The 14,901-nt window shown below is 37.7% G+C and carries 13 protein-coding genes; 1 reads left to right on the top strand and 12 read right to left on the bottom strand.

Going from position 1 to position 14,901, the window contains the following annotated elements:
• Window positions 1-129: 129 nt before the first annotated feature.
• Window positions 130-2,190 carry a sigma 54-interacting transcriptional regulator gene (locus GNT69_RS07985; protein WP_203554429.1) on the bottom strand — a complete coding sequence of 687 codons (2,061 nt, stop codon included), beginning with the start codon at window positions 2,188-2,190 and terminating at the stop codon, window positions 130-132.
• Window positions 2,191-2,343: 153 nt separating this feature from the next.
• On the opposite strand from GNT69_RS07985, the gene GNT69_RS07990 reads away from it, so the two are divergent.
• The gene (locus GNT69_RS07990) at window positions 2,344-2,595 is read left to right on the top strand and encodes a DUF2627 domain-containing protein (protein ID WP_203554430.1); all 252 of its coding nucleotides are present in this window, start codon (window positions 2,344-2,346) and stop codon (window positions 2,593-2,595) included.
• A gap of 14 nt (window positions 2,596-2,609) precedes the next feature.
• Here the strand turns inward: GNT69_RS07990 and GNT69_RS07995 are convergent, their stop codons facing one another.
• From GNT69_RS07995 to folD, 11 genes are all read right to left on the bottom strand, one after another.
• Window positions 2,610-3,356, bottom strand: coding sequence for a glycerophosphodiester phosphodiesterase (locus GNT69_RS07995; RefSeq protein WP_203554431.1), 747 nt, complete (start codon window positions 3,354-3,356; stop codon window positions 2,610-2,612).
• Between the two features lie 117 nt (window positions 3,357-3,473).
• Complete coding sequence (gene spo0A, locus GNT69_RS08000) at window positions 3,474-4,262, bottom strand: sporulation transcription factor Spo0A (RefSeq protein ID WP_203554432.1); 789 nt, start codon at window positions 4,260-4,262, stop codon at window positions 3,474-3,476.
• Between the two features lie 490 nt (window positions 4,263-4,752).
• The gene (gene spoIVB / locus GNT69_RS08005; protein WP_203554433.1) at window positions 4,753-6,039 is read right to left on the bottom strand and encodes a SpoIVB peptidase; all 1,287 of its coding nucleotides are present in this window, start codon (window positions 6,037-6,039) and stop codon (window positions 4,753-4,755) included.
• Window positions 6,040-6,166: 127 nt separating this feature from the next.
• Window positions 6,167-7,858, bottom strand: a complete 1,692-nt coding sequence (gene recN / locus GNT69_RS08010) for a DNA repair protein RecN (protein ID WP_203554434.1) — start codon at window positions 7,856-7,858, stop codon at window positions 6,167-6,169.
• A gap of 14 nt (window positions 7,859-7,872) precedes the next feature.
• Window positions 7,873-8,322, bottom strand: a complete 450-nt coding sequence (gene ahrC, locus GNT69_RS08015) for a transcriptional regulator AhrC/ArgR (RefSeq protein ID WP_203554435.1) — start codon at window positions 8,320-8,322, stop codon at window positions 7,873-7,875.
• 118 nt (window positions 8,323-8,440) lie between these two features.
• Window positions 8,441-9,283, bottom strand: coding sequence for a TlyA family RNA methyltransferase (locus GNT69_RS08020; RefSeq protein WP_203554436.1), 843 nt, complete (start codon window positions 9,281-9,283; stop codon window positions 8,441-8,443).
• A gap of 3 nt (window positions 9,284-9,286) precedes the next feature.
• Window positions 9,287-11,179, bottom strand: coding sequence for a 1-deoxy-D-xylulose-5-phosphate synthase (gene dxs, locus GNT69_RS08025; protein WP_203554437.1), 1,893 nt, complete (start codon window positions 11,177-11,179; stop codon window positions 9,287-9,289).
• Window positions 11,180-11,280: 101 nt separating this feature from the next.
• On the bottom strand, window positions 11,281-12,168 hold the full coding sequence (locus GNT69_RS08030; RefSeq protein ID WP_203554438.1) for a polyprenyl synthetase family protein: 888 nt from the start codon (window positions 12,166-12,168) through the stop codon (window positions 11,281-11,283).
• Between the two features lie 2 nt (window positions 12,169-12,170).
• The gene (locus tag GNT69_RS08035; RefSeq protein ID WP_203554439.1) at window positions 12,171-12,404 is read right to left on the bottom strand and encodes an exodeoxyribonuclease VII small subunit; all 234 of its coding nucleotides are present in this window, start codon (window positions 12,402-12,404) and stop codon (window positions 12,171-12,173) included.
• Window positions 12,394-13,755: an exodeoxyribonuclease VII large subunit gene (gene xseA, locus GNT69_RS08040; protein WP_275411186.1), complete on the bottom strand. Its 1,362-nt coding sequence runs from the start codon at window positions 13,753-13,755 to the stop codon at window positions 12,394-12,396. Before xseA ends, GNT69_RS08035 begins: the two co-directional genes overlap by 11 nt.
• 242 nt (window positions 13,756-13,997) lie before the next feature.
• Window positions 13,998-14,870 (bottom strand): bifunctional methylenetetrahydrofolate dehydrogenase/methenyltetrahydrofolate cyclohydrolase FolD, encoded by an 873-nt coding sequence (folD, locus tag GNT69_RS08045; protein WP_203554440.1) that lies wholly within the window; start codon window positions 14,868-14,870, stop codon window positions 13,998-14,000.
• Window positions 14,871-14,901: the final 31 nt, after the last annotated feature.

Raw genomic sequence — 14,901 nt, forward strand, 5'->3', positions numbered from 1 at the left:
ATGTTCCTTGCCTTCATTCCTTAACAATTTGTTACTTAATTATTAAGCAAAATTCATGCCAATCTAATAACACTCTAATTTCATTGTCTTTCGCTGATTTTTCTTGCAAAAAATTACATACAATGCATATTATTGCATGCTATTTATTTCAAGATTTAATTTTTCGAGTTTGTAGTAGAGGCTTCTCACTGAAATTCCTAAGGATTTTGCCGTTAGTGTCTTATTTCCACCCAGTTTTTCCAAAGTATCTGTAATTATTTTTGCTTCATACTTCTTTAATTGAAGCGCAAGTGGTTCTATCCCTTCTCCCTTATCTATCCCATTCGAAGCTAAATATGATTCGTTACTTACAAACTCTGGAAGGTGGATTCCCTCCATTTGCGTCTCGTGATATTTCATAAAGATAATTGCTCTTCCTAAAACATTTTCAAGTTCCCTAACATTCCCTGGCCATTCATATTGCATTAATTTCATTATCGCTGGTTGTGATACTCCGGAAACGTTCCTGCCATAATCTTGATTAATCTTTTGGATTAACCTTCCACAGAGGTAAGGAATATCTTCTTTCCTTGCTCTTAAAGACGGGATATGTATAGGCATTCGATTTAAACGATAATATAGGTCCTCTCTAAATGTTGCTTTAGCAATTGCTTTTTCCAAGTTCGTATTTGTTGCAGCAATAACGCGAACATTAACCGGAATCGCTTTTGTCCCTCCCACTCTCATTATTTCCTTCTCTTGAAGAACACGAAGCAATTTTGCTTGCGTATTTGCAGGTAGTTCCCCGATTTCATCTAAAAAAATACTCCCGTTATTTGCTTCTTCAAAATATCCGCGCTTCCCCCCTCTTTTTGCTCCTGAAAAAGCACCTTCTTCATACCCAAATAGCTCACTCTCCAACAATGACTCAGTTATCGCAGCACAATTTACACGGATAAATTTATTAAATTTCCGGTCGCTTTCATTATGTATTGCATGGGCAAATAACTCTTTTCCAGTACCAGATTCTCCTCTAAGCAGCACAGTAGCCGGAGTGTATGCACCTAGACGGGCTTGTTCGATCGCAATTTTCATTTCTTCCGATTCACCAATAATGTCTTGAAAGGTATACTTTGCTTCGAGTGTTCGAATGATTTGTCTAGCTCGAGTTAATTCTCTATTTAAAGATTTAATTTCCGACATATCATGTATGACTCCAACGCTACCTTTTAATTTCCCATCAACAATAATCGGCGCGACGTTTACAACTACTTCTTTTTTATTAGGGCCAACCCTCATCGCAACTCCACGTACCGGTCTCCTAGTTTTTAAAACTCTCATATGCACGCTTTCACCTTCTGAAATATCTGCAGTTGCTGGTTTCCCAATCACCTCTTCTTCAGTTAAACCAGTAATACGTGTATAAGCACGATTAATAAGAATCCCATTTCCATTTTCATCAACAACCGAAATCGCCTCTTCACTCGATTGAATGATGGCCTCAAGCATTGTTTGAATTTCTTTTAAATTAGTCACTTCTCCGGCCAGGCGGACCATTTCTGTAATTTCTTTAAAAACAGCAAATGCCCCAATCACTCGATTTTTTTCATCAATCATCGGGATACGTGTTGTGAAAATTTTTGTTCCATTCGCCAAGAGTAGCTCTTGATTATTTTCTGCCTTTCGTGTCCCAATCACATGAAGAAGATGATTTTCTGGAACCACTTTTTGAATAGGTTGCCCAACAGCATTTTTAGTTGACACACCTAAGATTCTTTCCGCAGTTCGATTAAAAAGGGTAATAATCCCCTCTTTATTAACTACAATCATTCCATCATCGCTCGAATTAAAAATGAGATCGTGCTTATACGTTTCATTTTTCAATACTTCAATGAGCTCGATTTTTTCTTCCAATAATTTTGAAACCATAAAAGCGACACTACCGGGGACAACAACCGTACTCTTTCCACACACCTCTTTTATTTTCTGAAACACTTCCATTTTTCCCGTCACTTCAATAACTAAGTCGATTTTATCCGTTAAAAACGGTCGCCAATCCTTTCCAGTTGGGATTCCTAAGTTTTTAGCAAGCTGAATCCCCGGAGCAAGAATATCAACATCAATGACAGCAACAATTTCCACACTTTTTTGCAGCATTCCAATGACTGTGCTGCCTCCCTTGCCTGCACCGACAACTAAAATATTTTGCATCCTCTCACCTCTGGATAAGAAGTTTCTTTCATTCTTTTTATTATTAGTATGCAATATCTTTCACACCGATGCCAGTATTAAATAAAACCTTGACAATTTACAGCAATGTTTTATGCTTTAAACAGAGAATAATATCTATTGAAGGGATTTAATATGAAACGGATCATTGCGCTCAGCATATTAGTAATACCCGGGGTATTTGCAGGATACGGTGTAAAACTTATGCGTGACATGGCATTTGGGATTTTACAGCCGCCTATTCCTTTTCTATGGCTTCAATTTCTCGTTGGGTTACTATTGTTCCTCGCTGGAGTTGGATTTATTGCAGGTTTTATTCTTCACCGTGACCGCAAAAAAAATAAAGTTCAAGCACGCTTTCAAATTCCGACCAGTAAAGAAGAATAAAAGCCGTGAAAGAATCACGGCTTTTTCTTCAGGATCTCTGTCCTCAGCTTCACTGCTCTTGCAGGAAAATCAGTTATAATTGCGGTACATCCACTTATTATCAACCTTTCCATATCTTTTTCTTTATTTACAGTATAAGGACGAATAGCTATCTTTTGCTCAAGAGATTTTTTTATAATCTCATCATGAGCAGCAATGTATATAGGATGAAATCCCTTCGCCTGTATTGATTGCGCATAAACCCAAGGCATATATAGACCTACTGGTAATATTGGAGCTGTCTCGATTCCACGATCGAGCCTTTTTACATAAACTAAACTGTAATGATTAAAAGAAGAGATGATTACTCGATCCCTCACCCCATACTCATCAATTAGCGAAAACACTTTCTCTTCCATTCCATGATAAGCGACGCGGTTATTTTTTAACTCAACATTACAAATCAAGTTGGTTGTTGAAAGCCATTCAAAAACTTCCTTCAGAAAAGGGATGGGTTCCTTCTTTCCAAATCTTAGTTTTTTATTATGTAGGCTCGCATCCAACTTTCTAATTTCTTTTGCTGTATAATCTTTAACATAACCGTTTCCTCCTGTTGTTCTGTCAACTTTTTCATCGTGAATGACAACAATTTCGCCATCCTTCGTCATTTGTACATCTAACTCTAATCCATCTGCGCTTACTCTTTCTGCTTCAATAAATGCCTTCATTGTATTCTCAGGATATTTCCCAGAATAACCTCGATGGGCAAATATTTCCGTCAATATTAATCACTTCCTTATTTAAGCCTCTGTATGTTTTTAAAATTAAAAAACACCCTTCTGCCATTAAATGAAGGATGTTTTACTAATTATATGAATATGGACCTTATATTATTTCCTTTATGATGCTCTATGTTCCAATCTTAATTTATCCGCAACCATCGCGATGAACTCAGAGTTCGTTGGTTTTGCCTTTGTCATACTTACTGTATAGCCAAATAACGAGGAGGTCGATTCAATATTCCCTCTGCTCCAAGCCACTTCAATCGCATGACGAATTGCACGTTCCACCCGACTGGCAGTAGTATTATACTTCTTCGCAATGTCAGGATAAAGAACTTTCGTGATTGAACCGAGCAGTTCAATATCATTATAAACCATTGAAATGGCTTCTCGAAGATAGAGATACCCTTTAATATGAGCTGGCACACCAATTTCATGGATGATGCTTGTTATACTGGCATCTAAATTTTTTGGTTTTTGCTCCGATGGTTTATTATAACCAACTGTTGACGACTTTCGAACATGTCCTTTCGCTTGATTGCTTAATTGGCGAATATGATTTCCTAAATTTTCCATATCAAATGGTTTAAGAATAAAATAGGAGGCACCAAGTTCTACAGCATTTTTTGTAACATCCTCCTGCCCAAAGGCTGTCAGCATAATGACATGAAGATGTTTATTTTCCATATCGCGAATTTTTTCCAATACAGCAAGGCCATCTAAATGCGGCATGATTATATCTAAGAGAAGTACATCTGGATTGGCACTACTTAGCATTTCCAGACAATCTTGACCATTATGAGCCACACCTACTACTTCCATATCATTTTGAGAAGAGATATATTCCTCCAATAATCCGACTAACTCTCTATTGTCATCTACGACGGCTACTTTAATTTTATTCACTGTCAAACTTCCTCCTCTATCCCCAAGTTCTACTCTGTCAGTCACCTATATAACTTATTCTAAATGACTAATTCGACAATGCAACAAGAAATCCTTTTATTTTTTATTTTTTCTTCAAAAAGTGAGGAATTCTATTCCTTCCTTTTATTTTCTCTACAATTCGACTCTTTTCTATAATTGACAAAAAATTAAAGAGAATTTGTCGAAACTTCATCAATAAAGAAAAACTCGCCGATTGGCGAGCCCTAAAGGCGAAGACAGAGGCGTAGTCGCGCGCGCTGTGCCCGATTGATGTTCCTAAGGGCTAAAGCCCTAAAGAACATCTTATCACGCGGAGCGTGATTGATTTTTCTAACGGCTAAAGCCCAAAGAAAAACCTTATTGCACTTATGCGTTAGGAAAGTATGAATTTGAAAAATCAAAAAGTGCCTCCCGAGGAAGACACTTTTTGTTTTATCATTTTAACTGTTTTTTACCAGGACTTTGATTTTTAACTTGCCTTTTGGATAGGCTTTTCATATATATCTATTCCTGCTTCATTCAGCATCCATTCAATATGGACTCCATATCCACTTGTAGGATCGTTTACAAAGACGTGTGTAACTGCTCCGATTAATTTCCCATCTTGAATAATTGGACTCCCACTCATTCCTTGTACAATCCCTCCGGTTTTATCTAGCAACTTCTTATCCGTTACTTTAATAACCATTCCCTTTGTTGCCGGGAACTTTTGGGGAATAGTACTGACAATCTCAATGTCAAAAAGGTTGACTTCATCGTTTTCAACGACTGTCAAAATTTGAGCTGGGCCTTCTTTCACTTGATGTGACAAAGCAATCGGTAAAGGTTTATCGACAATTCCATTCTTTAAACTTTGATTTAAGTCCCCAAAAATACCATAGGGGCTGTTACGTTTAATATTGCCAATGACCTCTCTATCCTCCGAAAAACGGGCTAATTTCTCACCAGGATCTCCATTGGCACCTTTTTCAATGGAGGTTACCGTTGATCGAACAATTTGGCCATCCTCAACAACAATCGGCTTTTTTGTATCCATATCAGAAATCACATGTCCAAGCGCCCCATATTTTTTTGACTCAGGATGAAAGAAAGTCATTGTCCCAATTCCTGCCGCAGAGTCACGGATATACAAACCTAACTTAAATGTGTTTTCATGTTTATCTTTTTTCGGTTCAAGGGTAGTCTCAATTTTTTCGTTTTCACGTTTTAAGACAATTTTCATCGGCTTGCCACTTTCACCAGACTGTTTGACAAAAGGTCCTACTTCAGACATTTTTTCAATGGATTTCCCATTGATCTCGGTAATAATGTCACCAACTTTAATTCCAGCTAGTTCACCAGGTGACACCTTACCCTCTAACGTTTGAACTTGATGATGACCGACAACGAGAACGCCAACTGTATTCAATTTTACTCCTATCGATTGTCCGCCAGGCATAACTTTGAAGTCTTTTAAAACATTGACATCCACATTTTTGATCGGTAACCCAGCTAATTCGAGAACCACATTATCTTGACCCTGTTTTTTAGCTTCAATGGAAACAGTATCTTCACTCTGTTCTGCTTTTACGCTTTTACTATTGCTACCATTAGCTGATACAGGTATTGAATTTGAAACATGATATACTTGTCCTTCAAATAAAGTAATCTGACTTGGAATTAAGAAATATTCTTGAACAGGTTTGATAAAACCTATTGCAATTAATGAAACAAGGAGAATTCCACCAATAACTCTTCTGAGAAATTCTTTTTTCATCTTTTCACTCTCCTCGCTTCTAATTCACACACATCATCACTTTATGGCTACAGTTATAATTTTGCCTTGAGACTCATCATTTATAACCAGAAGAAAATAAAAAAGCTATCCAATAAATGATAGCTTTTCAAGTAGCTGACTTGGAATGTTTTGCCATTTGCAAAAGTTCCTCCGCATGTTGCCTCGTTAATTCTGTATACTCAACACCTGAAATCATTCGTCCTATTTCACGTATCCGATTGGCATCCGAAAGCGGTGTGATAGAGGTTTTAGTTCGTCCCTTTTTTACATCCTTTACAATAAACAAATGTGTATCCGCCATTGCAGCAACTTGTGGAAGATGGGATATACAAAGAACTTGAGAATTTATTGCTACTTTAAATATTTTTTCAGCTATCGCTTGGGCAACTCTGCCGCTAACTCCAGTGTCCACTTCATCAAATATAATCGAAGTAATCCCTTGATGTTTTGAGAAAATACTCTTTAGTGCAAGCATAATTCGTGAAAGTTCGCCACCTGAGGCTATTTTTGATAAGGGTTTTAAAGGTTCTCCTGGGTTTGTGGAAAGATAAAATTCAACTTTTTCGTTTCCTTTTTTCGTGAAATTTGCGGTTTCTTCTTCAAACCTTACTTCAAATACAGTCTTATCCATATACAGATCTTTTAATTCATTATGAATCAGTTTTGTTAGACTTTTCGCCCATTTCTTTCTTGCTTTGCTTAGATTTTCCGCTTCAATTTGTAAATCCTTTTGCAAGGATGTTAATTCTTTTTCAATCTGCTCCATATGGTGTTCTTTGTTTTGAATGGTTTCAATTTCTTCTTCAATTTTCGAACTATATTCCAATATTTCCTCGATTGTACTTCCATATTTCCGTTTTAATTGATTAATTTCGGTCAATCTTTCTTCAATTTCATTTAAACGAAGCGGGTCAAATTCAAGTATGTCTAATTCGTTACGCAATGTGTGCGCTGTGTCTTCCAACTGATAAAAACAATTAGAAACTGTTTCATAAAGTTCTTTATAGGATGGATTAATATCTGCAGCACTCTGGAGGGAGTCCATTACCATCCCTATCCAATCAAGGCCCTTTTGGTCCCCCTGTAATGCTTTATAACTCGATTGGATATTTTCATAAATTTTTTCAAAATTAGCTAGTTTTCGCTTTTCTTCGAAAAGCTCATCATCTTCATTCATTTTTAATTGTGCATTTTGAATTTCTTCATATTGGAAGAGAATTAAATCAAGTCGATGTGCCATTTTCTGATCATTTTCACTCAAACTTTTTAATTTTTTCATCGTTTGTTCATATGATTTGTATACATTTTGGTATTCAAGCAATGCAGGCAAAATTTCTACAGCTCCAAATTGGTCCAACAAATTTATATGCTTCGTTTCATCCATTAACTCTTGATGTTCATGTTGTCCATGAATATCAATTAATGTTGCACCAATTTCTCTTAACACTGCAATCGTTACTAATTTCCCATTAATTCTACAAACACTTTTGCCACTCTTGAAAATATCCCTTCGTAATACAATCATCCCTTCTTCAATATCAATTCCAAAATCCTGCACTTTAGAATAACAAGGGTGATGATTGGTATCAAGAAAGAAAAGTCCCTCAATTTCTGCTTTTTCTTCTCCGTGTCTAACGAATTCCGCTGAGCCTCTCCCTCCGACAAGGAGGTGAACGGCATCAATAATAATTGATTTTCCAGCTCCTGTTTCGCCAGTTAATACGGTTAATCCCTTCTGAAAAGAGATTGAGAGGGACTCAATGATTGCGAAATTTTTTATGGATAACTCACTTAACAAGCAATTCACCCCATCTATAGCATTTCAAGAAATCGATTCTTAATCAAGTTTGTATCGTCCTCGGTTCGACATATAATTAAAATTGTATCATCGCCGCAAATTGTCCCTAATATTTCTTCCCAATCTAAATTGTCAATAAGCGCTCCGATCGCGTTTGCATTTCCCGGCATCGTTTTCATAACAAGCAGATGACTCGCTTGATCGATTCGTACAAAAGCATCCATTAGCGAACGTTTTAATTTCTGAAGCGGGTTAAACCGTTGGTCAGCTGGAAGGCTGTATTTGTACCTACCATCAATTAGGGGAACCTTAACAAGATGTAATTCTTTAATATCACGAGAAACTGTAGCTTGTGTAACGTTAAATCCAGCCTGCTTGAGCCGATCAACAAGCTCGTCCTGTGTTTCAATTTCTTCATTCGCTATTAGCTCACGAATCTTAATATGACGCTGTCCTTTATTCACTTTTATCACCTCTGAAGTCCCAAACATCTTACTTCTTATGTTATCCGATTTTTTAAAAGAGTACAATCATACTTCGTATTTCAAAATAGAAAAAAGGAAAAAGAATAGACACTTTTGCCTATTCTTCTTCCACTCGTTTTTTTGCCAATTCTTTATGCGCTTCCGAAACCACTTCTGAAGGTAACGCTTTTAGAAGTAGTTTCCCTATATCTTCAGGTGAATTCCATTGAAGGTGGAGAAGAAATTCGATATTTCCATCGCCACCTGTAATTGGAGAATAAGAAAGATTGCATACATCAAACCCCGTATTAAGAGCAAATTCAACCATTGAATCAACAACGGAAAGATGTACTTGCGGGTCTCGCACAATCCCTTTTTTTCCGACTTGATCCCTACCAGCTTCAAATTGCGGTTTTACTAAAGCTACAACATCGCTTCCTATAGGGAGTATTTTTTTTAACACAGGCAATATTAACCTTAAAGAAATGAAACTTACATCGATTGTAGCAAAGTTTGGTAGACCATATGTGAGGTCTTCAGGCGTTACGTAACGAAAGTTCGTTCGCTCCATGACGATTACCCGCTCATCTTGCCTTAACTTCCACGCAAGCTGATTGTAACCAACATCGAGTGCGTAAGACATTTTTGCCCCATTTTGCAAGGCACAATCAGTAAACCCCCCTGTGGAAGCACCAATATCAAGAATCACTTTATCTCGAACATGCAAATCAAAGGTTTTCAATGCTTTTTCAAGCTTTAGCCCTCCTCTGCTCACATACGGAAGAGCATTTCCTTTGACAGTTAGAGGAATATCCATATTTACTTTTTCTCCTGCTTTATCCATCCTTACTTCATTGGAATATACAAGACCAGCCATGATTGCCCTCTTTGCTTTTTCCCGTGTTTCCGCTAACCCTCGTTCAACAAGGAGGATATCTAATCGTTCTTTTTTTGTTTTCATTCTTTACGCCCTTTTTTCTTTTTGCGATGCTAAATATTTCACTTTTTCAATGACAGCCTCAGTCGTTAAATCAATCTCTTCCAACAATTCACTTACATTCCCATGTTCAATAAACTTATCTGGGATTCCAAGTCGGTCGATAGGGACTCCTCCAAACCCTAACTCATTAGCCGTTTCAAGAATGAAACTTCCGAAACCACCTTGAAGCACCGCCTCTTCTATCGTGAGAATGGGAATTTCATTTTCAAGCAAACTTGTCAACATCGGAAGGTCCAATGGTTTTAGGAATCGACAATTAACAACCTTTACTGAGGTGCCATGCTTTTCTAATTCACTCGCTGCCTCAAGTGCCATTGAAATCGTTGAGCCAAAAGTTAATATCGCGGCATCCTTTCCATCTTTTAACACTTCCCATGTACCAATTGGAATTTCACGTAATTTTTCATCCATAGGAACACCGAGACCATTGCCACGTGGATAACGAAGTGCAATTGGACCATCATCATACTTAAGCGCTGTGTAGACAAGATGCTGACCTTCATTCTCATCTTTAGGCATCATTAAGACGATATTTGGAAGACTCCTTAAAAACGCGATATCAAACACACCTTGATGTGTTTCCCCATCCGCACCAACAAGCCCAGCACGATCAATGCCAATGAATACATTTAAATTAGGACGACATATATCATGTACAACTTGATCATAGGCTCGTTGTAAGAAAGTGGAGTAAATCGCCAGGAATGGTTTCATTTTTTGCGTTGCTAACCCAGCGGCGAAAGTAGCTGCATGCTGTTCAGCAATACCGACATCAAACATCCGATCAGGAAATTCTTTGGCAAACCCCTCCAACTTTGAACCAACAGGCATGGCTGGAGTAATCGCTACAACCCGTTCGTCTTCTCGAGCCATCTTCCTTACCGTCTCACTAACAAGCGAACTCCACGCTGGACCATCGCTTGCGGATTTAAGAAAATCACCTGTTTCAGTTTTATATGGCCCCGTCCCATGCCATGTACCAATTCGGTCATTTTCAGCTGGTCGATAACCTTTTCCTTTTTTAGTCACTACATGCAGAAGAACGGGACCATCATATTTTTTCGCATAATTTATATTATCAAACAAATCTTCATAACTGTGACCATTGACAGGCCCTAGATAAGTAAATCCTAATTCCTCAAAGAACATTCCAGGAACTAACATATATTTTAAACTATCTTTAATTCTTTCGGCCGTTCCTGCAAGTTGATTTCCTACTGCAGGAATCTTTTTGAGCAATATTTCTAACTCATCTTTCACTTTATTGTATTTGCCAGCCGTTCTTAATCTACCTAGAACATTATGAATCGCCCCGACATTTGGAGCAATGGACATCTCATTGTCATTTAAGATGACAATCATTCTCTCTTTTTCATGTCCAATATGATTTAAAGCCTCTAATGCCATTCCACCTGTCAATGCTCCATCGCCAATGACAGGAATGATATGTGATTTTTCCCTTTTTAAATTCCTCGCGACCGCCATCCCCATCGCTGCAGATAACGATGTGGAACTATGCCCTGTTTCCCAAACATCATGTTCACTTTCAATCATTTTTGGGAATCCGCAAAGCCCTTTATATGTTCTCAACGTATCAAATTGACAAGCACGGCCTGTTAAAATTTTATGTACATAAGATTGATGTCCAACATCCCAGAGGATTTTATCCTGTGGACTGTTAAAGCATTTGTGTAAAGCGATTGTCAGCTCTACTACTCCTAAGTTTGGCCCTATATGCCCACCAGTTTTTGATAACTTTTCTATTAAAAAATGTCTAATATCTCTGCCCAACATCTCTAACTCTTTAAGAGAAAGATTCTTTAAAAATGAAGGGTCTTTTATAGATAAAAGATCCATGCCGGATCACTCACTTTCATTTCTGACTTAAATTGTAGCTTCAAAGGTAATCAGGATGGATTATAGCATAAACAGCTTGACTGCTCAATATTCAAGATTTTTCAGGAAGTCCTTAACCCGATGAGATCAGTGATCTCCTCAAGTAAGAGTGTGTCAAGTCCAGTGGATGTTAATAGTTCTTTAGCTTGTTGAATATGATTGTTCAACGCATCTTTGGCACCTGATAAGGACAATAAGGCAGGGTATGTATTTTTCTCATTTCCAGCATCGCTACCAATCGGCTTCCCCATTTCAACTTCATTTCCCTCTATGTCAAGAATGTCATCCCTAATTTGGAAAGCCAGCCCGATATGGTAGGCGAACTTCTGTAGTTTCTCTTTAACCTCTGAATTCGCTTTCGCTATTTCGGCACCAGCTAAAACAGAATAACTCAATAAACGACCTGTTTTATTCACATGAATCTCTTCTAATTCATTAATGGAAAGTTGTTTTTTCTCTCCGTCCATATCTCTTACTTGACCACCGACCATTCCCTCAGCACCTGCTGCATCTGATAATTGTGTTAGCAATGCCAGTTTTACATGCGCATCAATCTCATTACAAGTCGAGATCAGTTTAAAGCTTAATGTGAGCAAGGCATCCCCTGCTAAAATGGCCGTAGCTTCACCAAATACTTTGTGATTTGTTGGTTTCCCTCTTCGAAGGTCATCGTCATCCATACTTGGTAAATCATCATGTATTAAGGAATATGTATGAATCATTTCAATGGCTGCAGCAACATCAACCCCATTTTCTGGTTGATACCCAAAGGCCTTTAATGTTGCGAATAACAATAGTGGCCTTATTCTCTTTCCACCTGCCTGTAATGAGTATAACATTGAGTCTTTTAGCATTTTCGGTGCTTCTAATGCTATTATAGCTTCGGTTAAGCGCTGTTCAACAACGGGTTTATATTGCGAGATAAAGGGTTTCAAAACTGCCATTTGCATCATCATTCCTCCTCATTAATTGTAAACTCAACCGTTTGACCATCATCCGTTAATATTTGAGTTAACTGATTTTCGACATTCTTTAATTTATTGTGACAAAGTTTAGAAAGCTCCATCCCTTCTTTATAAAAGCTAATCGCCTCTTCCAGAGGAACATCACCTTCTTCAAGCTTTTCAACAATCTCTTCCAATTTTTCCATCGCTTCTTCAAATGTTAACTTTTTATCATTTGTCATTTCGATTCCTCTCCTCAGTAATATTCATAACAACACATTTTATTTTCCCATCGGAAACTTGTACTGTTAACTGGTCTTCTGTTTTTACTTGTGAAACGTTTTTTATTAGCTTACCATCCTCGTTATACGCTAAACTATATCCACGATCCATAATTTTTAATGGGCTTAAAGCTTCAAGTGTAGCGATTACCCTTGAAAATTCTTTTTGCTGTTTTATAAGGGTTTCTTTCATTCCTCTGTTTAACGCTCTTGTTAGGCGAGTATGTTCCTCTAGCGAAAGCTTCAGTAATTCCTCAGGATGATGACGGACAAATCTTTTTTTTAGTTGATTAAAATTTTCTTCTTTTGTTATTGATAATTTTTTTGTACTACGAACCAATGCTTCCGTCATTTTATCTAGCTGCTCTAGCTTTTGTTCATAAAGTCTTCGCGGGTACCGAAATGCATAAGACCGTTTTAAACGATCATACCTTTCTTGCTGAAGGCTTATTTTTTCTTTCATCCCTCTAAATAACCTTGCTTGACGATTCAATACTCTTTCCATTAATTCATTGATATGTGGAACCGCAATTTCTGCTGCCGCAGTTGGTGTTGGTGCCCGCGTGTCAGCAACAAAATCGGCAATGGTAAAATCTGTCTCATGGCCTACGGCGGATATAATTGGGATTGTTGAAGCGAAGATTGCTCTGGCTACGCTTTCTTCGTTAAATGTCCATAATTCTTCAATCGATCCCCCACCTCTTCCAACAATGAGGACATCTATATCATTTCGTTCATTCGCTTTTCCAATTGCCTTTACAACCGATGAAGCTCCTTGCTCTCCTTGAACTAAAGCTGGAAAGATAAGAATATTAGCAATCGGAAATCGTCGTTTAATCGTCGTTAAAATATCACGGATGGCGGCGCCAGTTGGTGAAGTTATCACTCCAACAGTTTGCGGGTGTTGAGGAAGTGGTTTTTTGTTATCAGGAGAAAACAGGCCTTCCTTCTGTAAACGTTCTTTCATTTGTTCATATGCTAAAAATAAATCCCCAATTCCGTCCGGTTGCATTTCCTTTACATAGATTTGATATTGTCCGCTCGACTCGTACACAGAGATATCACCTGTTATCAGGACCTTCATCCCGTTTTCAGGAAGAAACTTCATTGAACGATTATAACTTGCAAACATAACAGCAAGAATGCGTGCTTTTTCGTCCTTCAATGTAAAATACATGTGACCGCTCGAATGTTGCTTAAAATTAGAAATTTCCCCTCTTACAAAAACATCCTGTAAGTGGGGGTCAGCATCAAATTTTCGTTTTATGTATTTTGTTAAAGCTTGAACCGTTAAGTATTTTTCACTCATCATTATCATCCCTACCTAATACACATTGATTAATAGCAAGACAAGACACTGCTAAATTTCTAAAATTTTAATGATGTAAAAAGTGAAACTTCATTCAGGAGGGTTCCCCATTGAATGTTAGTCGCTCGAGTTAAATAAAAACTGCCTATATCTATTATAAGTTTTGAAATTCCATTCGTCACTGTTACAGATGGAATGATGCTCTCAAAGCTTACCAGATACAGGCAGTTAAATTATTGCATCTATTAGTGATGTGTTCTTTGAAGCTTAGCGAGGTGATTTTTTGCTGATTTCAATGTATTATACATTAGCATCGTAATGGTCATTGGACCTACTCCTCCAGGTACTGGAGTAATAAACGCAACGACTTCTTTTACCTCCTCATATCGAACATCTCCACATAATTTTCCATCCTGATTTCGGTTAATGCCGACATCAATGACAACTGCATCAGAATTCACGTGATCCTTTGTTATAAAACCTTCTATCCCAACAGCTGCAATTAGGATATCGGCGGTTTTCGTATATTCTTCCAGGTTTTTTGTTCTTGAATGACAATATGTAACAGTAGCATTTTCATTCAATAATAACTGTCCAATCGGTTTCCCAACGATATTGCTACGTCCGACCACAACAGCGTGCTTGCCTTCGATTTGAATCCCTGCTTCTTTAAGCATAACCATGATGCCATATGGGGTACAAGGTAGAAACGCATCTTGACCAATCATCATTCTACCGACATTGACGGGATGGAAACCGTCCACATCTTTTTCAGGAGAAATCTCCTCAATGACTTTTGTCTCACAAATATGCTCAGGTAATGGAAGTTGGACAAGAATTCCATGAATTAAGTCATCATTATTCAACTGCTTTATTTTACTTAATAATTCTTCTTCTGTTACCGATTCCGGAAGTTCAATTTTAACCGAATACATTCCTAATTGCTTACATGTCTTCTCTTTACTATTTACATACGTTTGCGAGGCTTGGTTATCACCGACTAAAATAACAGCCAAACCAGGAGTGATGCCAGATTTCTTAAGCTGTTCTACCTCTTCGGCGATTTCGAGCTTTTTTTTCGCCGCAATTCCTTTCCCATCAATAATTGTTGCACTCATAATATCTCCTCCTCTTTCTCATTAGAAACCA

Source organism: Bacillus sp. B15-48, assembly GCF_016879755.1.
Lineage (GTDB): Bacteria > Bacillota > Bacilli > Bacillales > Cytobacillaceae > Mesobacillus_B.